Genomic DNA, 25,537 nt, shown 5'->3' with positions numbered 1-25,537 from the left:
TCGGAACGGCGTCATAGCAGAGGCAGACCGCCGGAACACACATTCGGTTGCGCACACGGGCCATTCGCGTGCAACCTCTTGGTCTCCACCATGTCGCAGGAGTGGACGTGACGGGAGCTATCAAATCGGCACGATTATTTCCCGCCGATTTCGCGCATCCGGCGAACGTATGATCGTGGTGCTGGCATCGACGACGCGCAGCAGCCGCAACGGCGCGGCGAGAGAGGTAGAGACGATGACGGGTCCTTTTGGTCCGACGAACAATCACCACGGTGTCGGGCACGTCGAGTGGACGTCGCCCGCCGCCGGAGGCTATTCATCCCAGGCTCCGCTGCTGGCCAGACTCACGGCGCGCCTGCTCGTGACACGCTATGACCGGCTGCTGGCCAACGGCGCAACAGCATCGCCCCACAGCGCAATCGGTATCCATGCGCGCCGGCTCGTCACGGTCGCCGAGCGGGAAGCGGTCGCCCGGTCGTTGCGGCAGGCGGTCGAGGACGCCCGCACTCTTCCCGCGCCATGGACGGGACGTTCCTGGGCTCACCGCCCAGATGTCCTGTCCGCCGTAGATCTGGTCGACACCGTGACATTGCGATTGCATTCGCCCCGACCAGTCACCGCCCGCGGGATGGCCAAACTGCGACTGCTGCTGTCAGATGGCATGGGACCGCTGTATGTCTCCGGCCGCGGCGACCTCGGCGGTCGGCTGCGGTCAGCCCTGGCGGCGATGTGACGGTCCCCTGGCAATTACGCCTGGGCCACCGAATGCTGTTCTGCGCCTTGGGGGGTGTAGGTCGAGTAGCGAAATCCGGACGCGGCCGACCTGGCGAGTAGATCGTCGACCGGCTCGCCGGCGATCCCGGCGACCCAGTCGCGCGCGGCCTCCTCGGTATCTATTCCGAGCAGCGGCGTCGGGTCGGAGATGAGGCCGAACAATGCCGATGCGAAACGTGGGCTGCTCGCGGCCGCCGCGAAGAACAGCTGCGAATAGTGCGCGAGCTCGGCGTCGCCAAGGAAAAGGCGGGTGACGAGCGTGGCGGCGCGGCCCCTGCTCTCCCAGAAGTGTTCGAAGGTCCCGCGCAACCACTGCTCGTCGAATGGACCGTCGTAGTCACGGGCGGCGGCTACGAGCTGTGCCGACTGGATCAGACCCCCCTGGGCGCCCTGGGCGGCGATGGGATCGAAGGAGATCGCCGTATCACCAAGGGCCAGAACAGGATGGCCGCTCTTTGTGACTCCTACAGCGTGGCGGACGGTGGGGGTGACCGCACCTAACAACCAGGCGTGCGGATCTTCCTCGATCACCCGGGTGGCCGAAACCTCGGGAAGATCCCAGTCGACGTAATCGCGGTGGACGTCGAGAACGATCCGGTGCGCTGAGGCGGCATCCTGCGCCGCGGAAAACCGCTTCTCCCAGTCGCTGCCCCGCTTGGCGAAGCCGAGGAACGACCATGACGGGCCGGCATCCTTGTGCAGGTACGGCCCCCACCACAGCTCGCCCTGCTCTTCGCTGACCGCAAACGTGTTGTGCTCGCCGCCGACCGGACTGCGATGGGCGAAGACATCGGAACCGTGCTCGAGGCCGGTGAGGGTCACCATCAGTAGCGTGCGCTGCGGCGAGTCGTACACCGTGCGGGATTCGTCGACGGGGAACGATCCCGAAAGACCACCGCGGCCGGTGGCGACGAGGGTCAGGTCATGGCTGGCCGCAATCTCGTCGAGGCTATCCGCAGTGACCTGCGAGATGACGAAATGACCTCCCCTGGAGGTAAATTCGCGCAGTCGTTCGTCCACCTTGAGCCGGGTGTCCACCCCGATCGCCCGCGCCCCGTCGAGATAGGTGGTGTCGAAGTCGAGGAGATCCTGCCGGTTCCCCCCAACTCCGGTGAAGATCTGGGTGCTCTGCCCCGTCACCAGTGGGACGCGACCGGCATAGTCGTCGAGTCCGAGCTCACGCTCGGCGGCCTGCGATGCGGCGAAGGTGACCGCCGTTCCGGTTGCCGGGATGTCAGTGCGCAAGCTGATCTGATCGCGGTCACTTAAGACCGTGACATCGAATCCTGCGTTCAGAAAGCCCAATGCGGCAGCGATTCCCGTCTGCCCGGCACCGATGATGGCCACGGTTCGTTGTTGCGATGGGCCTAATGAACTCATGGCCACGATCGTCCGTCGGTGCGGCCGCCATCGGCAGTATTTCGCCATTGGTGATTCTAAAGACCCGAGGGCGGGAGGCTAACGGCCCCAGCTGATCTCGAAATCCACCACCAGATTGGCGGGTACGGCAAGGGCCAACGGGGTGAACCGATTGGCTGCCTCGTCGAGTGCGACGCCGGTGAGCACCCGGCCACCGAAACCGTCCACCCCGCCAGGGACGGTCATGGTGACCGTCGACGATGCCGTTCCCGGGTGCGGTCGCAGGTAGAAAACGGTGCCGGGCTGGATCGGTCCGCTGATCTCGGCACCGTCGGAGCCAACCAGTTCACCCGTAGGCACGCTCAGCGCCGCGGAGTTCGTGAAGCTCAGGCGGAACGGCCCGATCAGACCGGCGTCGGCACTGGCGCCCGCCGCGCTCAACCGTGGGGCGGTGCTGGTTGCGCGTGCCCGGCGGGCACCAGCAAGGAGATAGTTGTAGAGATGGACGGTCCGCTCCGAATTGCGATAGGAGCCTGATCCGTTGAGCGAGAAACCGATTTCGCCGATCGTCGCGCTGCCGATCGCCCGCAGGCGGTAGAAGCGGTGCCCGCGCCGACCCCGGCCGTGTCGGCTCGCCGCGATGGTGGCACCCACTCCGAGTGACTTCCGATGATTACCAACGCCTTCGGCCACGGTCAGCGCTGACGATGCGACGTCGCGCCACGACTTTCCGTCTGTCGACTTCTGTAACACCACAGTCGAAGGAGCGTCAGCGGTGATATCGACGGTGTACCCACCCAATTCGGGCTCATCGTCGAATTCGGCGATGACGCCGTCCGTGGTGCGGACAGTCCGACTCGGGACATTCCGCGGCCGGGTGTCGAGCTCGAGGCCGTTGGTCAGGTGCCAGATCGCGGCCTGCGTAGCCGCGATCGCCTCATGCTCGGAGATGTTGCCCCGGCCAAGGGGATAGCCGGCAGCCCGCAGCCGTTTGCTCAGGTCGCCAGTTCGCAAGTGTGGGAACGAGTTCCGCAGAATCCAGTCCACCTCTGCCTCGAACACGTGGGCCCGCAGGTTGGGCAGCGCCGACCAGCTGTCGACCGCATAGCGCGACGGAGTCATCGGCGCGATGCCCGTGAAGTCCAACGAGTAGGCCTCGATGTTCGGGTTCAGGCGGATCAGGTCAGTGCGCGCCGTGGTGCCGTCGGTGAACGCGATGGTGTCGACGGTGTGGGAATAGGTCCCGCCCCGGTAGCGGGTCATCCTGCTGATCTCGGCGGCAGGACGCGGGCGTACCCGGCGACGAACGGTCACCGCCGGACGGGTCCGAACCGGCTGAAGGATTTCTGCGGACAGCATGGTCATGCGAGTTGACTTTCCGGGGGCTCTGAGCAGCGCGAACAGCTCTCCGCCGCGGTAGGCGGGCTAGAACGCAGGAATTACGGCGTCAGAAAATCAACAACAACAACAGCGCACGACAAGGCTGCGCGTGAAGACAAAGCGCGGCGGTGCGACCTGTTGCATAGCCATACCATACGTCACGCCGGGATCTGGCACTACAACTGGCACTCAGCTGGCACTGAGTCGGACCGCTGTCGCGTGATGCGAGTTAACGTCACGGTGACCTCTAAGTCTGTACAGCGGCGGTATGTAACCACATCATTGATCCACCATGAGTCGGCAGGCAATCGTTGTGACAGGCACACCCGGCGCATGGCTGTCCGCGGACTTAGATTGAGGTGCGTTTAGCTATCTCAGCCTGTCAGGTGGTCGGCACCGCAGGCCGCGAAACCGCAGTGTCGGAGGCACCGCTCCGGATGACCGCAATTATCGTCGTTCAGTTCCCTCTTCAGATCCAGGAGGCATTCCCGTGACATCTGCACAAAATGAATCCCAGGCGCTTGGCGCCGGCGCCGCGCGGCAGCTGGCCAATGCGACCAAGACCGTCCCCCAGCTGTCGACCATCACGCCACGTTGGTTGCTTCACCTGCTCAGCTGGGTACCGGTCGAAGCGGGCATCTACCGGGTCAACCGGGTGGTCAACCCGGATCGGGTGGCCATTCATGCCGACGAGGGCGACACCGGGATCGAAGATCCGCTGCCCCAGACTTATGTCGACTACGAGACCAACCCGCGCGAGTACACATTGCGGTCCATCTCCACCTTGCTCGATGTGAACACCCGGGTGTCCGATCTCTACTCCAGCCCGCACGACCAGATCACCCAGCAGCTGCGGCTCACCGTGGAGTCCATCAAGGAGCGCCAGGAGTCTGAGCTGGTCAACAACCCCGAATACGGCTTGTTGGCGCAGGTCACTCCTGAGCAGACCATCCAGACCCTCGGCGGCGCGCCCACCCCTGACGATCTCGATTCTCTGATCACCAAGGTGTGGAAGACCCCGGGCTTTTTCCTGACCCACCCGCTCGGCGTGGCCGCCTTCGGCCGCGAGGCCACTCGCCGTGGCGTCCCGCCAGTAGTGGTCAACCTGTTCGGCGCGCAGTTCATCACCTGGCGCGGAATCCCCATCATCCCGTCGGACAAGGTGCCCGTCGAGGACGGTAAGACCAAGTTCATCCTGGTGCGCACCGGTGAGGAGCGTCAGGGTGTGGTCGGACTGTTCCAGCCGGGTCTGGTCGGCGAGCAGGCTCCCGGGCTATCGGTGCGGTTCACCGGTATCAACCGCTCGGCGATCGCGTCCTACCTGGTCACGCTCTACTCATCGCTGGCCGTGCTGACCGACGATGCGCTCGCCGTGCTCGACGACGTGGCGGTGGACAAGTTCCATGAGTACGAGTGAGTACAAATCGGTAGCCGCCGAAGGTGACCTGCCCGTCAGCGCGACTGAACTCGCCGCGCTGGCGACCCAGCTGTTCGCGGCGAGCTTCCGGCCCGGACCCGACAGCCCACCGCAGTCCGCCCCGGTCGCACCGAGGGGCAATGTCCCCGACGTGACAGCGGGAACGTCGGCGGGGAACGCTGCCGCAGGTTCGGTGAACCAGTACACCCCGCCTGCACAGTTCGTCGCCGTGCCCGACGTCGGCACCGCGGTTCCGACGTCACCCGGTCCGGAAGGCATCCCGCCGCAGACTGTCCCGGTGGCACCACGGGGCACCGCGCCGGATACCACGGCCGGTCCATCGGCGGGACATGCTGCGTCGGGCGTACTGGACCCGCTTACGCCGTCCGGTGTCGCCGACCTGACCGCGTTCGCGGTTCCGTCGGGCATCGTGCCGACCATCCCCGGTGTGCTCGCCGGCACCGCTCCGTCGGTGCCGGTGGCGCCGCGCGGTACGGCGCCCGGGTGGTTGGCATCCGCCCCGACCGTGCCCGATCTGGGCCGGTCAACCGGACCGTCACCGGCGCGTACGCCGGCGGGCGACGAGGGCGGTTACTACTTCCTCACCAAGGAACTCACCCCACCATCGACGGCATTCACTCCGTCATTACCGGACAACCACGATGTGTTCGACGTCAACGCCCTTCGCGCGGATTTCCCGATCCTGCGTGAGACGGTCAACGGCAAACCTCTGATCTGGTTCGACAACGCCGCGACCACGCAGAAGCCGCAAGCCGTCATCGACCGGCTGGCGTACTTCTATGCGCACGAGAACTCCAATATCCATCGCGCTGCGCACGAACTCGCCGCCAGGTCCACCGACGCCTACGAGGAAGCCCGGGAAACGGTGCGGCGTTTCATCGGTGCACCCAAGAGCGAGCAGATCATCTTTGTTCGCGGCACCACCGAGGCGATCAACCTGGTTGCCTACGCCTGGGGCACCAAACACCTGGGACCCGGCGACGAGATCGTCATCACCCACCTAGAGCATCACGCCAATATCGTTCCGTGGCAACTGCTTTCGCAGCGAACTGGCGCGATACTCAAGGTAGCCCCCGTTGACGATGCCGGCAATCTGCTGCTCAACGAATTCGAGAACCTACTGGGACCGAAGACCAAACTGGTATCGGCCACGCAGGTGTCCAATGCACTGGGCACGGTGACACCGGCCAAGAAAATCGTCGAACTCGGCCACCGGTATGGCGCCCGGGTTCTCATCGACGCCGCCCAGTCGGTGCCGCACATCCCGATCGACGTGACCGACCTCGGCGCGGACTTCCTGGTGTTCTCCGGCCACAAGATCTTCGGACCCACCGGGATCGGCGTGGTCTACGGCACCGAGGAAGTCTGGGAAGAGACACCACCATGGCAGGGCGGCGGCAACATGATCGCCGACGTCACGCTGGAACGGTCGCTGTATCAAGGGCTGCCGAACAAGTTCGAAGCCGGCACCGGCAACATCGCGGATGCAGTCGGTCTCGGCGAGGCGTTGCGCTATGTCGAAAAGGTCGGTATCGAGCGCATCGCGGCCTACGAACACTCGCTGCTGGAGTACGCCACTCCCCTGCTCGGCGAGATCCCTGGCGTCCGGTTGGTCGGTACTGCACAGGAGAAGGCCAGCGTGCTGTCCTTCGTCCTGGCCGGCCACGAACCGCTCGAGGTCGGCAAGGCACTCAACTCCGAAGGCATCGCGGTGCGGGCCGGCCACCATTGCGCCCAGCCGATTCTGCGGCGGCTCGGACTGGAGGCCACTGTGCGGCCGTCGTTTGCGTTCTACAACACCTTCGACGAGATCGACGTCTTCATCACAGCGGTTCGGCGGATCGCCGAGGGCAGCGCCTAGCGCGTCACCGTTCCAGACAGCACGACCGAACGCCGGCATCCGCAGAGGGTGCCGGCGTTCGGGCATTGACTAACTGGAGCGTCAGCTCATTCGAGAGTGACCTCGGATCGCTTCGCCGCAATCCCGGCGCCCACTGCGAACACGACGACGAGCAGCACCACGGCACCGATCGCGATGGGTGTCGAGCCGCCGACCAGATCCGGCAGGTTCTGGAGCACCAGATAGAAGACACCTGCAAGCCCTACCAAGCCGATTCCCGGGGCGATGAACGCGCGCCATACCGGCACATCCAATTCACCCGCTCGCTTGCGTGCGGCGAAGAACGCCAGCACCGCAACGCTGGTCGCAATAAGGAGAATGATGATTCCGACGGTCGAGATGCCGGCCAGCCAGGTGTAGAACTGCGTCACCGGATCCAGCCCGATCACGATTCCGGCGATGATGAACACCGCGACGATGATGTTGTCGAGCCCGGACGCGAGATGCGGGGACGCATGACTCTTGTGCGCCTCTCCCAGCGACGCCGGGAACACCTTGCGGTTGGACAGAGTGAAGAGGTAGCGGGCGACGACGTTGTGGAACGACAGGATGCACGCGAACAGGCTGGTGACGAACAGCACCTGGACGATGTGCAGCCCCGCCGAACCTAGATATTCTTCGGTGGCACCGGGCAGCAGTCCTGACGGGTCGTCGGTGGCCTGCTGGACCACGCGGCTGTCCCCCCACGCGGTGATCAGTGCCCAGGTGGAAACGGTGTAGAACACCCCGATCAGGATCAGAGCGAGGAAAGTGGCACGGGGAATTGTGCGCAGCGGATCGCGCGCCTCGTCCCGGAAGACGGCCGTGGCCTCGAACCCGATGAAGCTCAAGAACGCGAACAGCAGAGCGATACCCGGTGCGCCGGAAACGATCTGAGAGGGCGTGACGAAACCCGTTGACAAGCCCTCGTGACCTCCGGTCACGGCTACGACGGCATCGAGTGCGAGCACGATTGCCACCTCGGCGATCAGCAGCACACCGAGAACATTGCGGGACAGGTCGATGTTGCGATGACCGAGCACGGTCACGATCACCACAGCCGCCAATGCCCATACGCCCCAATGGATACTCGGCAGCCCGTAGGACGCGAACAACGCCTGCGCGCCCTGGCCCAACAGACCGTAGACCCCGATTTCCAGCGCAAGGTAGGAGATCAGTGCCACGAACGCGAAGCCGAAACCGGTGACCCTGCCCAGACCTTTGCCGATGTAGGAGTAGAACGCGCCCGCGTTGGGCACGTAGGGAGTCAGCGCGGTGAAGCCGACCGCGAAAAGCAAGATGATAATTGTGCTGACGATGAAAATGGCCGGAAAGCCCGTGCCGTTGCCGCTGGCGATACCCAAGGGCACCGGGCCGCCGATGACCCCCAACGGGGATGCGGCGGCCACCACGACGAACACAATGCCCCACACCCCGAGCGATCCTCGGAGTCTGCGGTGCTGGCCCTCATCGGCGTTGCCGGCTACGGGGTTACTGCCGGATTCCTCTATTTGATTCGACATGGTCGTCGTCCTTGATACTCGTTCGATGGGTACGCGGCAGGGCCGAGACGTCCAGGAACGGGGATCGAGCCTCGTCGTCGCGGCGCCCAGACGCTAACCCGCGCAGACCGCCGCCCCGATAGTTGTAATCAGGACGATCGCATGGAGCCTTCTCCGTGATCTGTTGATACGCAGGCGTGGTCAACGTTGCACCACGCTCCGGCCGCCACAGGACAATCGAGTACACATGCGTTCACCTGCCCATACCGCCAGAGCGGCCACCACAAACACGGCGCCCACCAGGCTGGCCATGGTCCAGCCGCCCTCGGCGTAGGCGACGGTGGCTGCAATGGCGCCGGCGCCGGTGCCGATCGAGTAGTAGACCATGTAGCCGCCGATGAGGCCGGTGGCCTTCGCTGGATCGGATTCGACGATCAGATGCTGGTTGATGACGTGAATTGCCTCACCAGCGAAGTCGAGGACAACGAGGCCGATCGCAAGCAACACCAGGGAGTTCGGAGCCTGGGCGATGGCCAGCCATGATCCAAGGAAGAGAATGAGCGTCACACCGGTGACACTTTCAGCCCGGCCGCCGTCGGCCCATCGACCGGCTCCCGATGCGCCGAGCGCGCCGGCCGCCCCGACGATTCCGAACAAGCCGATGTGCATGGCCGACAAATGCCATGGCGCGCCGGCCAGTGGTAACGCCATCGCACCCCACGCCGCACCGAAGCTCGCGAACATCAGTCCGCCGATCAGACTGCGCACTCGAAATACTCTGTTACGCAATGTTAGTTCCACAACCGAGCCCACTGCGCGGTGATACGGGAGGTTCACCTTGTCCGTGATGTCACGAGGAAGCGTTCGCGCCAACCACACCGCGACTCCGAGCATCAGGACCCCGGCGACACCGAAGACCGAGGGCCACCCCCACAGATCGGCAATGAACCCGGAGACAGTGCGGGCCAACAAGATGCCGATGACCACGCCACTGGTCACCACCCCGACGGTGCGGCCACGTCGGCCCGGCCCACTCACTGCTGCAGCGAACGCGGTAATCACCTGGACCACCGTCGACGCCGCTCCGACCAACGCAGAACAGGCCAGGAAGAACCATGCCGATGACGCGACAGCTGTCCCGAACAGTGCCAGAGCAGCGATAACCAACTGGACAATGACAATGCGGCGCCGGTCGAACCGGTCACCCAGCGGCACCACCATTACCAGGCCGAGAAGATATCCACCTTGCGTTGCCGTCGTCACCCAACCCAGGTCAGCAGTCGACATGTGCAGCTGTGCACCGAGGTCGTTCAAGAGTGGTTGAGAGTAGTAGACGTTGGCTACCGCAACCCCGCTGGCGAAAGCCAGCAGCAGGGCCATCCTCGAGCTGACGGCGGTGGATTCCCGCTCGCCGCGCCTGGTCGCGCTGGTCATCGCATCGGCTACTTTCCCGAGACTCAAAGTGGTACTAGATTGAAACCAGACCATATCGATCATGGTTTCAATTTGCAACCACTTTGAGTACGGAGGCCCTCTCGCGATGAGCACTCGCCTGGCGCGATCCACGTGCCCCGTGTCGCGCGCCGTCGATGTCGTCGGCGACAAATGGACGCTGATGATCCTGCGTGATGCTTTCGAAGGCGTGACCCGCTTCACGCAGTTTCAGCGAAGCCTCGGCGTCGCGAGGAACATCCTGGCGGGTCGCTTACACCAACTCGTCGACGCCGGCGTCCTTGCGCTGCAGCCACATTCGGACGGATCCGCATACAACGAATACGTGCTCACCCCGAAGGGGGCGGAGCTGTTCCACCTCGTCGTCGCGCTGCGCGAATGGGGCGCGGACCACGCGTTCGGCGACGAGGAGCCCCGAACGACCTTCGTCGACACACACACCGGCGGATCGCTGCCACGCCTGCGCTACGAGACTCCCGACGGAGATGAGGTCCGACCGGAGCACACCCGGCCGGTCAGACCGGAAGGTTGGATCTCGCCGTGAGGCCTCCCCCGCCTACTGACCGGTGACGGCGATATCGGTGATGTCGGCGACGCGGCGTTGAGCTGCGGGTTGCTGTAGGTGACGCCGTTCCAGGTGCCACCCGGCGCGATGTGACACGGCATTCATCGAAAAGCCATTTAAGATAATCGGTTTGGTGGACACCGCGGTCAATTGCCCTGCCCGCCACGGCCCAGTGCCGCGATGTTCGACAGCGGCTCCTCGCCGTTGATGAACCAGTCCCCCAGGATTCGGGCCTTATAGACCCGGGGGTTGTGCGAAGCCAGCGTCCTGGCATTGCGCCAGTGCCGGTCCAGGCCGGTCTCCTCGGAGACCCCGGATGCGCCGAGTGCGTCGAACACGATTGTCGTCGCGCGCAGCGCCGCTGCGATGATTGCCAGTTGAGCCTGGGTGATGGCCACCTCGGCATCGATCAACCGGCGGTGCTCGTTGTCGGTGTCGGCGGCAACCCGGCCGGCGGCGACCCAATCGAGGATTCTCGCGGCTTGCGTCAGCGCGGCCCCCGCGGTGAAGGCCTCGGCCGAGACCTCGCCGATGACAGCGAGTAGCTGAGCATCGGCCGCAGGTACCTCGGTGAGACCCTGCGGGTAATTGCGCTGGCGGGCAAGCAGCGCGGATGAGCCGTCTCGCTGTGCGGCCCGGGTGATTCCGGTCAGGACCGCCAACATGGCGATTTGGTAAAAGTGGGCCTGGTAACTGAACCTCTCGGTAGCCGGGAAGACATCACCCACCTCCGCGGGCACCTGCTGGTAGCGGGCCGAGCCGCTGGCGGTGGTGCGCTGCCCGAAGCCGGGCCAGTCGTCGACCAAGGTGACACCCGGATCGTCGGCGCGCACCAGTGCGGTCAAGAGGTCCCCGTCATCACCGCGGCCGATGACGTCCAACCAATCGGCGTAGAGGCTGCCGGTGGCATAGAACTTGGCGCCGCTGACTTCGTAATGACCGTTGCGCCGAGACACCGTGGTCTTGATGTTGTCGAGCGTCACGTTGTTCGCCTCGGTCCAGCCGCCGCCGATGAAGGCACCGGCGAGAAACCGGTCGAGCCATACGTCGTTGGTGTCCGTCACCGGAGCATTGAGCCGGTCTTCCACGAAGGCAAGGTGATTGCGCCAAATGTGCGAGACGTTGGCGTCGGCCTCGCCCAGATCGGCAAGCAGTAGGAAAGTCTGCTCCAACGAGGCGCCGAAACCACCACGGTCAACGGGAATGCGAAGCGTGCCGAACCGCGCCTCACGCAACCAGCGCACCTGCTCGTGAGGAAAGGTGCGGTCCCTCTCTCGCGCCAGGCTGCCGTCGGCGATCTTGGTGAACGTCGGAGCGAATATTGCGCGGAGCTCGTCGGTATCGGCGGTCGGGCTGGTGAGATAGGTCTGCGACGACGCGGTGATGGTCTCGGCCTTTCTGATGGATGTACGCAGACACGACTCACCGCTGATAGTCACCAAATAAGCAGGTGCACAGCAGTTAACGCGACTGTGATGTCGCTGTCACGATGCCGTAAAACAACTTATGGTGTCACCGATCAGAATCGAGCAGATTCTTTTGGTATCGAAACCGGTAACGGCCGGCGGCCCGAACCGAGCTACTAGCGTTGGCCCGCGCGCACCTGCGCTCGCTCGCGCGCAGTAGTGGCACCCCAAACGCCATGCACCTCAGGAGTGCCCAGTGCGTGATCGCGGCATTGCATCAGGACCGGGCAGTCCCGGCAGATCTGTTTCGCCCGCTGTTCCCGGGCGCGAAGTCCCGGGCGGCCGAGGTCTTCTGGAAAGAAGATCTCGGTAGGCCAGCGCAGGCATTTGCCGCGGGCTTGCCAGCTCCAGTCATCTACGACCGGCCGGAGCCGTCGAATCGCCGAGGTCATGACGCCTGGAAACGGTTCGGCGGCAACGCGAGACCGAGATGATCTCGCAGGGTGGTCCCCGAGTACTCGTGCCGGAACACTCCCCGCTTTCGCAGTACTGGAAGCACCTGTTCTACGAATTCGTCGAACTGGCCGGGCAATCCGGAATCCATCACCACGAACCCGTCACTAGCGTGGCTCAGAAACCATGTCTCGATCGTCTCGGCGACCTGTTCCGGCGTCCCCGCGACGCTGGCTCCCCATCCATTGACCGTGCGGTACAGGAATTCCCGCACAGTCGGGTCACCATCGCTGGCCAGCGCCCGGTAACCCGCGAGCGCAGTCTGATGGGTCTCGGTGCTCTCCGGAAATGCCGACGCCGGCACTGGCCCATCGAGGTCGGCGCCCGTGACGTCGACATCCACCTCCAGCAACCAACCGGCCTGATACTCCGGACTGAAATTCTCATAGGCGCTTCGCTGCAACCGCCGCACCTCGTCATCGGTCGAGCCGACCAGAACCCGCAGTGGCGGTGTGATCAGCGGCGCTGTCCTGTTGCGACTTTCAGCCTCGGCGTGGATCTGACGATAGAACTCCTGTGCCCGGGCGAGAGTCCCCTGGCCCCTGAAAATGACTTCTGCGTGTTGACCGGCGAAGCCGCGCCCGGTGGTCGAGGAGCCAGCTTGGAACAACACCGGGCGGCCCTGAGGCGACCGCGCTGCACCAAGGGGTCCGCGAACATCGAAGTACCGACCATGATGATCGGCGACGTGAATTTTACTGACGTCGTTGAAGATTCCGGACCCGCGGTCGGCGATGATCGTGTCGTCATCCCAGCCGTCCCACAGCTTGGTCACTACCTCCAAGAACTCCTCGGCGATCGCGTAGCGCTCGTCGTGGTCGATGACGCCGTTGGCGCTGAAGTTGTCGGCGGCGGCCGCCGCGAAGCTGGTCACCAGATTCCAGCCCGCGCGACCGCCGCTGAGGTGATCCACCGAAAGGAGTTGGCGCGCCAGATGATAGGGGTGAGCCAACGTCGCCGACCCGGTCACCACCAGCCCGATGTACTCGGTCACCGAGGACAAAGCCGCGACCGTGGTCAGCGGCTCGAAATCCTCTGTGGTCTTGTATGCCCACGTCGCCGGGGGCCCATAGTTGAGCCCGTCGGCGAAGAAGACGGCGTCCAACGCACCGGCCTCAGCCTTGCGGGCCCGCTCGAGCAGTCGGGCTCGCACTGCTGTCGTGCTGTTGTCGACTCCTGGATGTCGCCACGGTCCCGCCGAGCGCGTGTTGCCGTAGGCCAGTAGGTGTAGTTCGCGTGACACGACCGAGACATTACGACGACCCGCCAGACGTCACCCCGGTTAAACGCGCCAGGAACACAACTCCCCTTGGCGGGTCTTACGGGCTCGCCGATGTGGGGGCAACGGATGCCAGGCAGACCAGTCACCGGATCCCCCTGGGCTTTTCGTCTCTGCGTGATTGAAATTCGCTGCCGCCGGCCTTTCTTTGGCATTAGACGACGCACCTGCACAGGTGATGCCATCTTGGCAAGGGGACGCACGTTGCTCTGGCGCATCCCGTCCTTGGAGGAGAATAGCGATGCTCGAATCACCGGCAACTACGGACCGATCACCGGCCGGAACGCGCGTTCTCGACGCCGCGAAAGGCGTGTTGGTCGTGCTCCGGCGATGCACCATGGCGGAGGCGTTCGCCGAGATACTCGCAGTCGCCGCCCGGTACCAGATCGGTGCGTTGGCGGTGTCGAAAGCCTTGCTCGAGTTGACCGAGGGGCGCCAGACCAATCACGCCGGACCGCCGCAGGAGGCGGCATACCGCGCGTGGGCGAACCTCTTTGAGCTCCTGCGGATCGCCGACCCAGCGTCGTGAGCCGCATGCCCCCTTCGACCTGAGTGTCAGACTCGACCCGTCGCCACGGGCCCACTTTAGACCAACATGTCTCGACCAACGTGCCCTCAACGCCACGGTATCGTTCGGCGAGATCGACAGATGTGTTGCGCGATCGGGGAAGTGCTGTGCGCCGGCGAACACGGTGGGACGCCGGAGCCTAAGGCGAATCGTCGAGCAGCTGAGCCGCTTCGACGATGTCCAGAGGTGAGATCGTGGTTCGACCTCGCAAGCCCTGGATTGCCCGCTCTGCCAGCTCGGGATTGAGCCACGGATAGTGGTCGAACAACCGCGCGCACGCTGCCAGTGACGGCCGGTCGGCGATGGAAAAGAAATCGGCCCAATACTCGCGAGCGAGATACGATGCCGCCGCCGCGGTGGCACGTGCCCCGGGACTCCCGCCGCTACAGAGTTCGGCATAGACCTCTTCGGCTTCTTCATCGCCCATAACATGGCGCATCCACTCGAAAGGTCCCAGATCAGTCACGTGCGACTCCCTGCGTTGTCCGATGTCAGACGCGCTGATCCCGGGCGGCGAGATCGGCGAAGCTGGTTCGCGGCGGGTGAGACATTGTGTGAGCGCAATGCGTGACTCGACGCTAGCGACGGCGACGCAGGCTGCCGACATTACTAATCGCGGTGAATCCAACACGATGTCCGCACGCGTTCACGAAGGCGCATCAGTAGATGCCGTTCTGATACCCACACATCGAACTACAGTGGCCCCGCCGGCTGGCGCGGCCCCGGTGACCGCCTCACTGCTCAACCGTCCCGCGCGGACTGTGTGTTCCCGTCGAGAACGAATTCCACAACGCCAGACCTCATCGGCCTTGGCGGGGGTTAAACGCGCCGTGATCGAAACGATGTCGCCCGCGACCGGCTCGGTTCCTGAACCCCGCTCCAGATTGTGAATGTCCGGACTCCCGCAGAGTTCGCGACCACCTGCATTCCCTGGGCCACATAACGTCCGCCTTGACCTTTTCCGCGAGCAGCGGGCCAATATCGTCGACTGGGACAACAGCAGCCAGGAGGTCGGCCGTGGCGCCGAGCGCTGGGACCTGGAACGGCAGGCACGGCTGGTGGCCGGTTCGATAGTGCCGTCCTCGGTGCCGGGCAGCATTGCCGTCCGGAAGCTCAAGTGGTTGGGTAGCCCGGTCGGCGGAGGCCTGACGTTCGCGGCCGTTAGCAACACCTGCGCCGTGGGGGCAGCGTTGTCCAAGCTCCCCTACAACCGCTCCGGAGCCGTCGATGGCCCGGCCGCCGTGTCCCAGCTCGGACAGCCTCATACGTGGGCCTGACAGGCCGTGACACCGGCCCTACTCTGGTGGGCACCCCGTGAAACCAGCTACGGTGTGACAGCCGCGCGGCCACAGCCCGCGCCGGGCGATAAAGGTGGCGCAGAAGGGGACGGCGATGGCCAAGATCTACGAAAACGTCAGCGAGTTGGTCGGGCGCACTCCGCTCGTCAGGCTGAACCGCCTGACCGCGGGGCTCGACGCGCAGGTGGTGGCCAAGCTGGAGTTCTACAACCCCGCCAATAGCGTCAAGGACCGCATCGGGGTGGCGATCATCGACGCCGCCGAGCGGTCGGGCGAGCTGAAGCCGGGCGGGACGATCGTCGAAGCCACCAGTGGTAACACGGGTATCGCGCTGGCAATGATCGGTGCGGCGCGCGGATACAAGGTCATCCTGACCATGCCGGAGACGATGTCCACCGAGCGCCGGGTGATGCTGCGCGCCTTCGGCGCCGAGATCGTCCTTACCCCTGGTTCAGAGGGCATGGCGGGCGCGGTAGCCAAGGCGAAGCAACTCATCTCCGACACCGAGAACGCGGTCTCGGCAAATCAGTTCGCCAACCCGGCCAACCCGGCCATCCACGAGGCCACCACGGGCAACGAAGTGTGGGACGACACGGACGGCGACGTCGACATCTTCGTCGCGGGCATCGGCACCGGCGGCACCATCACCGGAGTCGGTCGAAACCTCAAGTCCCGCAAGCCCGGAGTGCAGATCGTCGGCGTCGAGCCCAAGGATTCCCCGATCCTCAATGGCGGCGATCCCGGACCGCACAAGATCCAGGGCATCGGCGCAAACTTCATCCCCGAGATCCTCGACCGGGAGATCTACGACGAGATCATCGACGTCACCTTCGACGACGCCATCAAGGTCGCGCGGGAACTGGGGACCGAGGAGGGCATCCTCGGCGGGATCTCCTCGGGCGCGAACGTCTGGGCGGCATTGGAACTCGCAAAGCGTCCGGAGAACGCCGGCAAGCTCATCGTCACAGTCGTCTGCGACTTCGGCGAGCGGTACATCTCAACTCTGCTCTTCGAGCACATCAGGGACTAGCACCCGCCATGACGACATTGTTTTCTGCGTTGCGCGAGGACCTGCAAAACGCCAGGACGCACGATCCGGCTGCCCGCGGCGACGTCGAGAACGCCCTGGTTTATTCGGGTCTGCACGCCATCTGGTCTTACCGCTTGGCCCACCGACTGTGGGCGAAGCCAGCACTGCGTGGACCCGCCCGCATTCTGACGCAGTTCACCCGGTTCCTCACCGGGATAGAAATTCACCCAGGTGCGACCATCGGCCGCCGGTTCTTCATCGACCACGGAATGGGCGTGGTGATCGGGGAAACCACCGAGATCGGCGACGACGTGATGCTCTACCACGGGGTGACCCTGGGCGGGCGATCACTGCAGCAGGGCAAGCGCCACCCCACGCTCGGCAGCCGGGTCACCGTCGGCGCAGGTGCGAAAATCCTTGGGCCGCTGAACATCGGCGATGACAGTGCGATCGGGGCCAACTCCGTGGTAACTCACGACGTGCCCGCACAGTCGATCGCGACCGGCATCCCCGCGGTGGTGCGTAAGCGCACCGAGAGGCAGCGGGAGCCCGGAGTTGACCCGACCAGCTACATCGATCCTGCGATGTATATCTGAGGACCGGCCAAAGGTCTAGCTGATCGGCGTGATGACGCCGGCGGACAATCTGTCGTCGTGAAGCGCAGACACCTTGACCTTCCTAGGCAGAAATCCGACCGCGGTCAAGGTGTCCGCCTAGTTAGCCGGTCCGCCGTGGCCTTTCGCCGAGCCTGCGTCGATGAGGTAAGCAAACTGGTCCTCGACCGCAACGTATCCCAACCGCCGATAAAGCAGGTGAGCGTTACTGCGGTTGTGGATGTCGGTGCCTAAAGATGCCGCCGAAAGACCCCGTTGCAGCGCGGCGAGCCAGATCTTCTTCAACAACAGCTCGCCCAGACCGTGGCGGCGTTGATCGCCGCGGACGCCGATGTAGTCGGTGTGGGCGCTACGCTCGCGCCCATGCGACGCTCCCGCTGTGTAGGTCGATCCCAGCACATAGCCGATGACGACACCCTTGTCGTCGATGGCGGCGAGACTGAAATCGGGTGTGAAAGAACGGCTCTCGATATGGTGGCGCCACAGCTCCGGCGTCTTGGACATGTTGCCGAAGTGCTCGAGGAAAGTGTCGTACTGGACTTGGCGAACCTGCTCCCCCAGACCACGGGTCAGTACCTCCGGCCAACTCAGCACCGTCACCCCGGCCGCACTCGCTGATCGCAATGCATCAACATCTTCCTCGGAGAGCGGCTTTCGGGTTCGGATGAACTGGCCCTCCTGGCTGGCGCCGTGCTTTCGCAACGCCTCGATGGCGGCTGACTGGTCCGCGCCGATGAACACCCGCAGGAACGTCCCCGGGTGCTGCACCGCCTCCCGCCGAAACCTGGCGACACCCGCCGCTACGATGCTCTCGACCGACCGCGTCGGAGTCTGGGGATCGAAGACGAAGTCCCCTAAGATCTCCGGCTGCAGCCCATGCGGCGGATGTATCGCGGCATAGCCTCTGACCTGTCCCCTGCCGTCACGCAGCACGGTCGCGGCGCCCGGGTAGGCCGACTCCAGTTGCTCGGCAACATCGCGGGAGTCTGCGGCGAACTTGCGTCCACCGAGGCCGGTCGCGGTTGCCAGGAAATCCGCGATGGCCGGATAGTCGTGGCTGGTTGCCTGCCGACTTTTCCAGGTTTCGGTGGCAACGTCTGCAGTGGCGGTCATCGCGCGCCAGGCCCCTCCGAGGATGGTGACGGCGCCTGATCGCCTAGGGCGTGCGAGATGCCCTCGTCGGCCAGTCGCTGTTGTTCTTCGTCGGACAGAGTCTGGATGGTGCCGATCCGACGGGCGACCTCTGGACGGGTCCGAAGCAGGTACCAGTACCAGATCAGTCCGGCCAACAGGATCGCAGCGAACACGAACGGCAAGATGTTGAAGGGGAATTCGGGCACCGGGAAGAAGTTGCTGAAGATGATATACGCAAGCCCAAGAGTGGCCAGCCCGGAGACCACGAGACGAATTGGGGTCAGCGCGTTGATCTTTCGCAACCAAATAGGTGTCGCGATCACCACCAGCAGATAGCTGACCAGGAATCCCCAGTTGGCCACGTAGCCGCCGTAGACATCGAATACCAGCCGGCCCGCCGAGCTGAAGGTCGCCACGACGGCGAAGACAAGTGCCAATGCACCGACGAAAACCACCCCCACCCAGGGTGTTTTGTGAGTGGGATGCACTCTCGCGAAGGCTCGAGGCAACGCACCCTCGTGGGCGAAGGTGAACAGGGATCGGGCCGCGGCAGTGGTGACAGCGGTGACGAAGACGATGAATGACACCGCGACGGCGGCGCTGACCACGTAATTCACCCAGGAGATTCCCGCGGAGTCGGCGAGCTGCGGCAGCACCGCCTTGTCACCGTCGATCAGGTCGAACTTGAGCACCTGCGGGTAGGTGGCGATCAGATACAGCACACCGATGATCAGCACCACCCGCAGCAGTGAGCGGGAGATACTGCGGTGCGCGTCCTTGGCCTCCGCACCCAGCGATGCGACGCTTTCGAACCCTGCGTAGGAACCCACGGCGGTCACCGCGGCAATAAACGTCGCGCTGGAAGTGAGGTGACCGGGGTCCAATTGCGCCCAGTCGATGCGGAACCCGTTGCCGATGTACAACGCGACGATGATGACGAAGATCGATACCAGCGCAACGACCTCGAACGCCAGCTCATACTTCGCGGTCAGGGACACGCCCCGGTAGGGCAGGTAGACCGCGATCGCCACCACGACGATCACGAGCAGTAGCCGGAACCACGACGCCTGCGAACCGAGGCCGACCGATTCGAGGAAGGAATCGAGGTAGAGCACGCCGCCCAAGGTTCCGGTGGTGGCGAATCCGATATAACCGAACAGCAGGCTGAACCCGGCCGCGAAGGCGAAGCCGGGTCCGAGGCCGTTACCGGTGTAGGTGCCCAGTGAGCCCGATGTCACTGTGCGTTTAGCCTGGAAGCTGATGGTGGTCGCGATCAGGGCGACGATTGCCAGACCGATCACCGCGGCCCAGGCCGCACCCTTACCCGCGGCGACGAACAGTGAAAACGGCACGACCGCGATCGCCACGCTGGGCGCGGCAGCGGCCAGGCCTTGGGCGAAGACACCCCACGGGCCGAGGGCGTCCCGTTCCAGGCCGGTACTCTCGGCGGGGGATTGCTTGGCGCCCAGCTCGTTTGGCGGCGTGGGCCGCTGCGATGTGGTCACGATGTCTGCCTTTCCGGACCCATTTGGGCCGTGACGCATGGACCTGCGGCGTATACCGTTGGCGCGCAGGTGATTAACGTATCGATTCAGTAATGGCAACAATGCCGCAATAGTGACGCGCGCGTCAGCGATGAAATCGGCCAGATTCTTTGTGGCCACGCCGATATGCCGTGCCGGGGTGATCCTCGGGCAGCAGTGCCGAACCACCGGGAAAGAGTCGCTCGCGCAGGGTGACCGGCGCCTCCTGCGGCTGCGCCCGGCCGCGCCTGCGCAACTCAGGAATGAGGTGGTCGGCGACGTCGGCGAAGCTGCCCGGTGTGACCTGATAGCTGATGTTGAAGCCATCGACGCCCGATCGCTCCGCATAGGCCTCCAGGTCATCGGCGACGGTCACCGCCGAGCCGACGAACAGTTCGCCTCCGAAACCGCCGAGACCGCCGACGTAGTCGCGCAGCGTGATCCGGTGCCGAGTATCGGTGTCGTTGACCGAAGCCAGGATGGACCGGCTGGCGTCGGTGTGGAACTGTTCGATCGGCCGGTCCACTCCGTAACCCGACCAGTCCACCCCACTGACCGCGGACAACAGCACCAGTCCGCTGTCCAGATCGTGGTAGGCCGCCAACTCGTCTGCTTTGGCGCGGGCCGCCGAATCCGTGCTGTCGACCACGATCCCGACGGACGTGATGAACTTGATCGAGTCCGGATGGCGGCCGTGCGCGACGGCACGACGTTTGATGTCGTCGATATTCGCTCGCAGCACGTCGGGTCGAGGATCGTTCACGAACACGAGTTCGGCGTTCCTGGAGGCGAATTCACGCCCTGCCGGTGAGGTGCCTGCCTGGAACAGCACGGGGCTGCGTTGTGGCGATGGTTCCACCAGATGTGCACCTGGCACGCTGAAATAGCGGCCGTCGTGTTCGATGGCGTGCACCTTGTCGGCGTCGGTGTACACACCGCCGACGCGGTCACGAATGACCGCGTCCGATTCCCAGGAGCCTTCCCAGAGTTTGTAGGTCACCTCAAGAAATTCGGTGGCCATTGCGTACCGCTCGTCGTGCGGGATCTGCCGCTCCCTGCCGATGATGTTGCGCGCCGCGCTGTCGAGTAAGGACGTCACGATGTTCCAGCCGATGCGACCCCCGGTCAGGTGATCCAGTGTGCTGAATTTGCGCGCCAACAGATACGGGCTCTCGTACGTGGTCGACACCGTGATTCCGAATCCCAGCCGCTCCGTCGCCGCGGCCATCGCCGAGACTGCCAGCAGGGGGTCGGTGACCGGCGTCTGCACCGCCCCGCGCAGCGCCGCCTCGGCGGAGCCGCCGTAAACGTCGAGCTGGCCGACCGCGTCGGCGATGAAGAGGACGTCGAATCCACCCGTGTCGAGCAGCGCAGCAAGCTCGATCCAGTACCGCAGGTCGGTATAGCGCGCCGTCTGGTCCTGCGGATGGCGCCACAGTCCGAAGTTGCCATGCGAGACCGTGGACATGGTGAACGCCGACAGCACGAACGGGCGGAGGGCATCAGATTGTCGCAACACAATAGGTCAAGATAATCCGCACGGCGGCGGTCAGAACGAGTTTAACTTGGCCAGATCCCAATATGCTTGCGACGGAGACTTTTACGCTGACTGCCGGTCGCGGCGACGGTAGAGGCGAACGTCACGTGCGGGGCCACACCAGCTCAGGCCAGCGAAGCAAGCGCCGTCTCGGGGTGGTAGCCGGCAAAGCCGCCGAGCTCGCCGTCGCGCAGCCGGTTCACCCACGCTGGATCGGCGAGCAGCGCGCGTCCGATCGCCACCACGTCGAATTCACCGGCCTCGAACTGCGCCACCACACGGTCGACGGGCGCGGGCTGGATTACCTGGCCTTGTTTTTCGCTTCGGAACTGCGTCTCCAGCCCGACGGAGCCGACGGCGATTACGGGCAGGCCGGTAACCTTCTTCGTCCATCCCGCAAGGCTGAGGTCCTGGTCGACGTCCGGGAACGCCGGCGTGTAATGCCGACGCGTCGACGGGTGCAGGATGTCGACGCCGGCCTCGACCAGCGGAGCGAGCAGATCCTGCAGCTGGGTCGGGTCATCGGCGATCGACGCCGTGTAGTCGGTGCCCTTCCACTGCGAGAAGCGGAAGACGATCGGATAGTCCGGGCCGACGGCATCGCGTACCGCGGTCACCACTTCCGCCGGGAAGCGGGTTCGACCGGCGAGTGACCCGCCATAGCTGTCGGCGCGCATATTCGTTCTCTCCCAGAGAAACTCATCCAGCAAGTAGCCGTGGGCGCCGTGCAGTTCGACGGCGTCGAAGCCGACCTCGCGCGCGGTGGCGGCACTGCGCGCGAACAGCGCCGCGATCTGGTGTAATTCCTCGATTCTCAATGCCCGGCCCCTGGGCTTGCCCAGTCCGTCGACGCCCGACGGGCCGACCGGCACCACGCCGTCAGCGTCATCACGTTGCACACCTTGGTGCCACAGCTGCGCCGCGATGGTGCCGCCTTCGGCGTGCACGGCGTCCACGACGCGGTTCCACCCCGCGAGGACGTCATCTCCAGCCAGCGTCGGGATGGCGTACGGGTAGCCCGCGGCCGGGTCCGGCAGCCGGACTCCTTCGGTGATGATCAGCCCGACCCCGCCTGCGGCCCGGCGTCGGTAGTACTCGGCCACGTCCGCGCCGGGGACGCCACCGGGTGACGCCTGGCGGGTCATGGGCGCCATCGCGAACCGATTCGGAATGGTCAGGGAGCGGACGGTCAGCGGTGTGAAGAGGTCATCGATTGCCACGATTTCATCCAACACTTGGTCCGGCGGGTCGATTCCACCAGGATGGGTAGATGAACCTAGAGAATGACACCGCTCTGATCACCGGCTCCAGTGGCGGGATCGGAGAAGAGTTCGCTGTGCAGCTGGCCCGACGGGGGGCCAACCTGGTCCTCGTCGCGCGACGGGAGGACAAGTTGACGGCACTGCGCAGCAGACTGCTCGAACAGCGCCCGGGATTGTCCATCGATGTCATCGCCGCTGACCTGGCGGTTCCCGGGTCCGCGGCCGAGTTGACCGGCAAAGTCGCGAGCCTCGGGCGTCGCATCGACATTCTGGTCAACAATGCGGGTGTCGGTCTGCACGGCGACTTCGCCAAGCAGGAGGTGGACGACAACGCGGCGCAGATCCAGCTGAATTGCGTGACGCTGGTCGAACTCACCGGTTCGTTCCTGCCGGCGATGACCCGGGCGGGGCACGGACTGGTCATCAACGTCGCATCCACCGCGGCGTTTCAGCCCACCCCAGGGATGGCGGTGTACGGCGCCACCAAGGCATTCGTGCTGTCGTTCACCGAGGCCCTCTGGCAGGAGACAAAATCCACCGGAGTCCGAGTCCTTACCCTGTGCCCGGGTGCCACCGAGACCGAGTTCTTCGCGCGCACCGGCGAAGAGTTCCTGACCAGCGGACGCCAGACGTCCACACAGGTGGTGGACACTGCTTTGGCGGCGCTGGACAAGTCGACGCCGACCGTGGTGTCGGGGCTACGGAACGTGTTGCTGGCCAACGGTTATCGGGTTACTCCGCGGCGTCTGATGCTCCAGGTGTCGGAACACCTCCTCAAGGCGAACTAGTTGTCGGCAGCTACGCTGCAATCCTTTCCAATCGCCGCACCCGGCCAATGCTGCACTGGCAGTGCACGCTTCGAGCTGATCGTAATGGTCACCGCCCGGGTTGACCTCATGTTGCGCCACCTCAGTCGCGTCGAAACCCAATTGGTCGGCCACGATGATCTGCGCCCGATTGCGCGCCCAGGAGGCATCCACGGCGGGTCATGAAACCTCCCCCAGGTCCAAGCCCAGTGCAGTCGCATCCTGGCTGACCACGGCTTCGATTTCGGAACGCAGTCGCCGCAGTTCGTGACGTTGGTCGTCGGTGTAGTCCCGGGGCCGGTCATCCAATACACAGACGGTACCGACCACGTTTCCCGTCGAATCATGCACTGCAAGACCAAAATAATTGTGCAGCCCGAAGTCCGTCTCGTCCTCGTTGCCCGCGAACGTCGCATCTGCACGGGAATCCCGGACAAAGAGTTCGGAGTCGGTGTCCACCACCCGTTCGCAATACAGCGGGATACGGGTGTCGTCAGCACCGGCCTTCTTTCCCGCGGCACCCACCGTGTAATGCTTGGTCGCTTCGCCCGCCGTGGCAGCCACCACCATCGAATCGGGTTCGGAGCGCATCACCAAGACGGACTTGACGTTGAGCCGCGCAGCGATGTCCTCCAGCGTGGACGCGATTCCCGCAAGTCCCGAGGTGGTGTCGGTGGCGTGCGGCTCGGGCGCAGTCATACCCATATGTTCATCAGGTGCACGCAGAGCGGCAACGGCTGCACTCAGCGTGAGCGCAAAGCCGACTCTAAGGGAAGCCTGATTCGGCGGCGGTGTCCCGTTGAGCGCGGGGCACGACTCAGAGCCATTCATGCTCCAGGCGGCGATAGCGCTGGCCACCCTGCTCGGCGCCCGCGCGTGAAACGTCAGTCGCTGCCGTAGTAGTCGCCGCCACGGGAGAATTCGACGAAAGTACACGCCTGATCCCCGACCGTCCACGCGTCGTGGCCGGGCGGGAGGAGCATGACGTCACCTGTGGAGAATTCGTCGTTGGTTCCGTCAGCCATCTCGACCGCCAGCGTCCCGCCGGTTACCAATGCCACATGGGGTAGCTGACACAAGTCAGTGCCCGCGTACTCCTTGAGATCGTTCGACCATCGAGCGCCGACACCAAAGGTGACTTCGGTGACCGCGACACCGTCGAGTTCGGCTGTGCGCTTGGAGATCAATCCGTGCACATCCCGCGGGACGTCGGCGAGGGTTGCCTTCTGCATCGTCGGGTTGTAGCTCATCGCCGCCTCCTTGAGGTCCTTACCCGGTGGTGGTCGGGTCCAGGATCGTGGTGTAACCGATACCGGTGTCGGTGTCGGCCTTGAGTCCACCGATCTTATACGCGGCGTTCACCATGTCCTGCCGGACCTTGAGGAACTGCGGTTCTCCGACCTTGCAGAACGTCCGATGTGAACTGTTCTCCCAGTTGACTTTTGCCCCGTCCTGGGTCAGCGCGGCATTCTCGCCTACTCGGCCCCATGGTCGGGGATCCACTCCTCGCAGACCTTGCGCAACCGCCCGAAGAAGTCGTTGATCGCCGCGAATCTGGCCGGATCGTTCAAGGAATCGGTCCTGGTGACCTTCTTGCTGCCAGATCACGATCGACAGGATGGGCACCCCGGTGCACAGTGCCCAGCCGCTCCAGAAGCGGGCGCGGCGGCGGATCTTCTCGCGGCCGCGATTCTTGAAGCGCGGGTCGATCGGCGACTTGTCGATGGCGCCCGGATTGCCGACTCTCGCCGGCGCTGCTTGTTCAGCAGCGAGTCCGGTAGTAGTCATCGACGGGTCCTTACAGGCTTGCACCCTTCGGCGAACTTCCGTCCAGGTCTGGACGGCTGACTTCTCGCGCGGCACATGAGCCCAGCATGAAGCCACCCGGGCTTCCTCCAAGGTTGCGTCGAGTGCCCCGCGGCAACAAGAAAGCTCTGCTACGGGAACGGGCTATTTTGGCTTAACTGTTGCGGCAGTTTGTCAGTCCGACACGTCCGGACCGTCATCCCCGCCCCCGGGTAGTAGTAATTCCTCGGGGTGGTGGTGTTTGTTGATGCGGCCTTGGCCGGTGTCCAGCTGTGGTGGTGGGATCCATTCGGTTCGGCCGTCTTTGCGTTTCCGGGTCCGCCACCCACCGGGTCCGACCAGCCGATTGTGGGGGCCGCACGCGAAGGTGAGGTCGTTGATGTTGGTGTGGCCGTGCTGGGCCCAGTCGCAT

General features: G+C 64.5%; 24 protein-coding genes and 1 pseudogene. 9 read left to right on the top strand and 16 right to left on the bottom strand.

Going from position 1 to position 25,537, the window contains the following annotated elements; all coding sequences use genetic code 11:
- Positions 1-235: 235 nt before the first annotated feature.
- Entirely contained in the window at positions 236-733 is a 498-nt protein-coding gene (locus H7J73_RS02095; protein ID WP_264065577.1) for a hypothetical protein, read from the top strand.
- 14 nt (positions 734-747) lie between these two features.
- On the opposite strand, the gene H7J73_RS02090 is transcribed toward H7J73_RS02095, so the two are convergent.
- Together H7J73_RS02090 and H7J73_RS02085 are read right to left on the bottom strand one after the other, a co-directional pair.
- Complete coding sequence (locus tag H7J73_RS02090) at positions 748-2,154, bottom strand: styrene monooxygenase/indole monooxygenase family protein (protein WP_264065576.1); 1,407 nt, start codon at positions 2,152-2,154, stop codon at positions 748-750.
- Between the two features lie 78 nt (positions 2,155-2,232).
- Positions 2,233-3,498, bottom strand: a complete 1,266-nt coding sequence (locus H7J73_RS02085) for a thioester domain-containing protein (protein ID WP_264065575.1) — start codon at positions 3,496-3,498, stop codon at positions 2,233-2,235.
- A 505-nt stretch (positions 3,499-4,003) separates the two neighbouring features.
- On the opposite strand from H7J73_RS02085, the gene H7J73_RS02080 reads away from it, so the two are divergent.
- Positions 4,004-4,930 carry a family 2A encapsulin nanocompartment shell protein gene (locus H7J73_RS02080; protein ID WP_264065574.1) on the top strand — a complete coding sequence of 309 codons (927 nt, stop codon included), beginning with the start codon at positions 4,004-4,006 and terminating at the stop codon, positions 4,928-4,930.
- The gene (locus H7J73_RS02075) at positions 4,917-6,812 is read left to right on the top strand and encodes a family 2A encapsulin nanocompartment cargo protein cysteine desulfurase (protein WP_264065572.1); all 1,896 of its coding nucleotides are present in this window, start codon (positions 4,917-4,919) and stop codon (positions 6,810-6,812) included. Before H7J73_RS02080 ends, H7J73_RS02075 begins: the two co-directional genes overlap by 14 nt.
- An 86-nt stretch (positions 6,813-6,898) precedes the next feature.
- On the opposite strand, the gene H7J73_RS02070 is transcribed toward H7J73_RS02075, so the two are convergent.
- Positions 6,899-8,353 (bottom strand): APC family permease, encoded by a 1,455-nt coding sequence (locus tag H7J73_RS02070; RefSeq protein ID WP_264065571.1) that lies wholly within the window; start codon positions 8,351-8,353, stop codon positions 6,899-6,901.
- A gap of 180 nt (positions 8,354-8,533) precedes the next feature.
- Positions 8,534-9,766: an MFS transporter gene (locus H7J73_RS02065; protein ID WP_264065570.1), complete on the bottom strand. Its 1,233-nt coding sequence runs from the start codon at positions 9,764-9,766 to the stop codon at positions 8,534-8,536.
- A 106-nt stretch (positions 9,767-9,872) separates the two neighbouring features.
- Between H7J73_RS02065 and H7J73_RS02060 the strand changes: the two genes are divergently transcribed.
- Positions 9,873-10,328 (top strand): winged helix-turn-helix transcriptional regulator, encoded by a 456-nt coding sequence (locus H7J73_RS02060; RefSeq protein WP_264065569.1) that lies wholly within the window; start codon positions 9,873-9,875, stop codon positions 10,326-10,328.
- 167 nt (positions 10,329-10,495) lie between these two features.
- Here the strand turns inward: H7J73_RS02060 and H7J73_RS02055 are convergent, their stop codons facing one another.
- The 3 genes from H7J73_RS02055 to H7J73_RS02045 all read right to left on the bottom strand — a co-directional run bounded on the left by H7J73_RS02055 (position 10,496) and on the right by H7J73_RS02045 (position 13,511).
- Positions 10,496-11,734, bottom strand: coding sequence for an acyl-CoA dehydrogenase family protein (locus H7J73_RS02055; protein WP_435405415.1), 1,239 nt, complete (start codon positions 11,732-11,734; stop codon positions 10,496-10,498).
- Between the two features lie 197 nt (positions 11,735-11,931).
- Positions 11,932-12,207, bottom strand: a complete 276-nt coding sequence (locus H7J73_RS02050) for a WhiB family transcriptional regulator (protein ID WP_264065568.1) — start codon at positions 12,205-12,207, stop codon at positions 11,932-11,934.
- Positions 12,204-13,511, bottom strand: coding sequence for an NtaA/DmoA family FMN-dependent monooxygenase (locus tag H7J73_RS02045; protein WP_264065567.1), 1,308 nt, complete (start codon positions 13,509-13,511; stop codon positions 12,204-12,206). The genes H7J73_RS02050 and H7J73_RS02045 overlap by 4 nt, the downstream gene beginning before the upstream one ends.
- A gap of 277 nt (positions 13,512-13,788) precedes the next feature.
- Between H7J73_RS02045 and H7J73_RS02040 the strand changes: the two genes are divergently transcribed.
- Entirely contained in the window at positions 13,789-14,076 is a 288-nt protein-coding gene (locus tag H7J73_RS02040; protein WP_264065566.1) for an ANTAR domain-containing protein, read from the top strand.
- A 178-nt stretch (positions 14,077-14,254) separates the two neighbouring features.
- Here H7J73_RS02040 and H7J73_RS02035 read toward each other — a convergent pair whose 3' ends face one another.
- Entirely contained in the window at positions 14,255-14,581 is a 327-nt protein-coding gene (locus tag H7J73_RS02035; protein ID WP_264065565.1) for a hypothetical protein, read from the bottom strand.
- Positions 14,582-15,005: 424 nt separating this feature from the next.
- Between H7J73_RS02035 and H7J73_RS02030 the strand changes: the two genes are divergently transcribed.
- From H7J73_RS02030 to epsC, 3 genes are all read left to right on the top strand, one after another.
- On the top strand, positions 15,006-15,392 hold the full coding sequence (locus H7J73_RS02030) for a hypothetical protein (RefSeq protein ID WP_435405405.1): 387 nt from the start codon (positions 15,006-15,008) through the stop codon (positions 15,390-15,392).
- A 115-nt stretch (positions 15,393-15,507) separates the two neighbouring features.
- Positions 15,508-16,443, top strand: a complete 936-nt coding sequence (cysK, locus tag H7J73_RS02025; protein ID WP_264065564.1) for a cysteine synthase A — start codon at positions 15,508-15,510, stop codon at positions 16,441-16,443.
- 8 nt (positions 16,444-16,451) lie between these two features.
- Positions 16,452-17,039, top strand: a complete 588-nt coding sequence (gene epsC, locus H7J73_RS02020; protein ID WP_264065563.1) for a serine O-acetyltransferase EpsC — start codon at positions 16,452-16,454, stop codon at positions 17,037-17,039.
- Between the two features lie 117 nt (positions 17,040-17,156).
- On the opposite strand, the gene H7J73_RS02015 is transcribed toward epsC, so the two are convergent.
- The 4 genes from H7J73_RS02015 to H7J73_RS02000 all read right to left on the bottom strand — a co-directional run bounded on the left by H7J73_RS02015 (position 17,157) and on the right by H7J73_RS02000 (position 22,471).
- Positions 17,157-18,170 carry a GNAT family N-acetyltransferase gene (locus H7J73_RS02015; protein ID WP_264065562.1) on the bottom strand — a complete coding sequence of 338 codons (1,014 nt, stop codon included), beginning with the start codon at positions 18,168-18,170 and terminating at the stop codon, positions 17,157-17,159.
- Positions 18,167-19,696 carry an APC family permease gene (locus H7J73_RS02010; protein WP_264065561.1) on the bottom strand — a complete coding sequence of 510 codons (1,530 nt, stop codon included), beginning with the start codon at positions 19,694-19,696 and terminating at the stop codon, positions 18,167-18,169. The genes H7J73_RS02015 and H7J73_RS02010 overlap by 4 nt, the downstream gene beginning before the upstream one ends.
- A gap of 124 nt (positions 19,697-19,820) precedes the next feature.
- Positions 19,821-21,233: an LLM class flavin-dependent oxidoreductase gene (locus H7J73_RS02005; protein ID WP_264065560.1), complete on the bottom strand. Its 1,413-nt coding sequence runs from the start codon at positions 21,231-21,233 to the stop codon at positions 19,821-19,823.
- 143 nt (positions 21,234-21,376) lie between these two features.
- On the bottom strand, positions 21,377-22,471 hold the full coding sequence (locus H7J73_RS02000) for an NADH:flavin oxidoreductase (RefSeq protein ID WP_264065559.1): 1,095 nt from the start codon (positions 22,469-22,471) through the stop codon (positions 21,377-21,379).
- Between the two features lie 50 nt (positions 22,472-22,521).
- Here H7J73_RS02000 and H7J73_RS01995 point away from each other — a divergent pair, with 50 nt between their 5' ends.
- On the top strand, positions 22,522-23,301 hold the full coding sequence (locus H7J73_RS01995) for an SDR family NAD(P)-dependent oxidoreductase (protein ID WP_264065558.1): 780 nt from the start codon (positions 22,522-22,524) through the stop codon (positions 23,299-23,301).
- A gap of 198 nt (positions 23,302-23,499) precedes the next feature.
- Here H7J73_RS01995 and H7J73_RS01990 read toward each other — a convergent pair whose 3' ends face one another.
- The 4 genes and pseudogenes from H7J73_RS01990 to H7J73_RS01975 form a co-directional block, all read right to left on the bottom strand.
- Positions 23,500-24,018: a GAF domain-containing protein gene (locus tag H7J73_RS01990; protein ID WP_264065557.1), complete on the bottom strand. Its 519-nt coding sequence runs from the start codon at positions 24,016-24,018 to the stop codon at positions 23,500-23,502.
- Positions 24,019-24,203: 185 nt separating this feature from the next.
- Positions 24,204-24,569 (bottom strand): cupin domain-containing protein, encoded by a 366-nt coding sequence (locus tag H7J73_RS01985; protein WP_264065556.1) that lies wholly within the window; start codon positions 24,567-24,569, stop codon positions 24,204-24,206.
- A gap of 19 nt (positions 24,570-24,588) precedes the next feature.
- Positions 24,589-25,107: a hypothetical protein gene (locus tag H7J73_RS01980; protein WP_264065555.1), complete on the bottom strand. Its 519-nt coding sequence runs from the start codon at positions 25,105-25,107 to the stop codon at positions 24,589-24,591.
- Positions 25,108-25,299: 192 nt separating this feature from the next.
- A pseudogene (locus H7J73_RS01975) lies at positions 25,300-25,537 on the bottom strand (HNH endonuclease signature motif containing protein); the annotation flags it as partial.

It is taken from the genome of Mycolicibacterium komossense (assembly GCF_025822605.1).
GTDB lineage: Bacteria > Actinomycetota > Actinomycetes > Mycobacteriales > Mycobacteriaceae > Mycobacterium > Mycobacterium komossense.
This window is presented reverse-complemented; position numbering and strand designations above follow the sequence as displayed.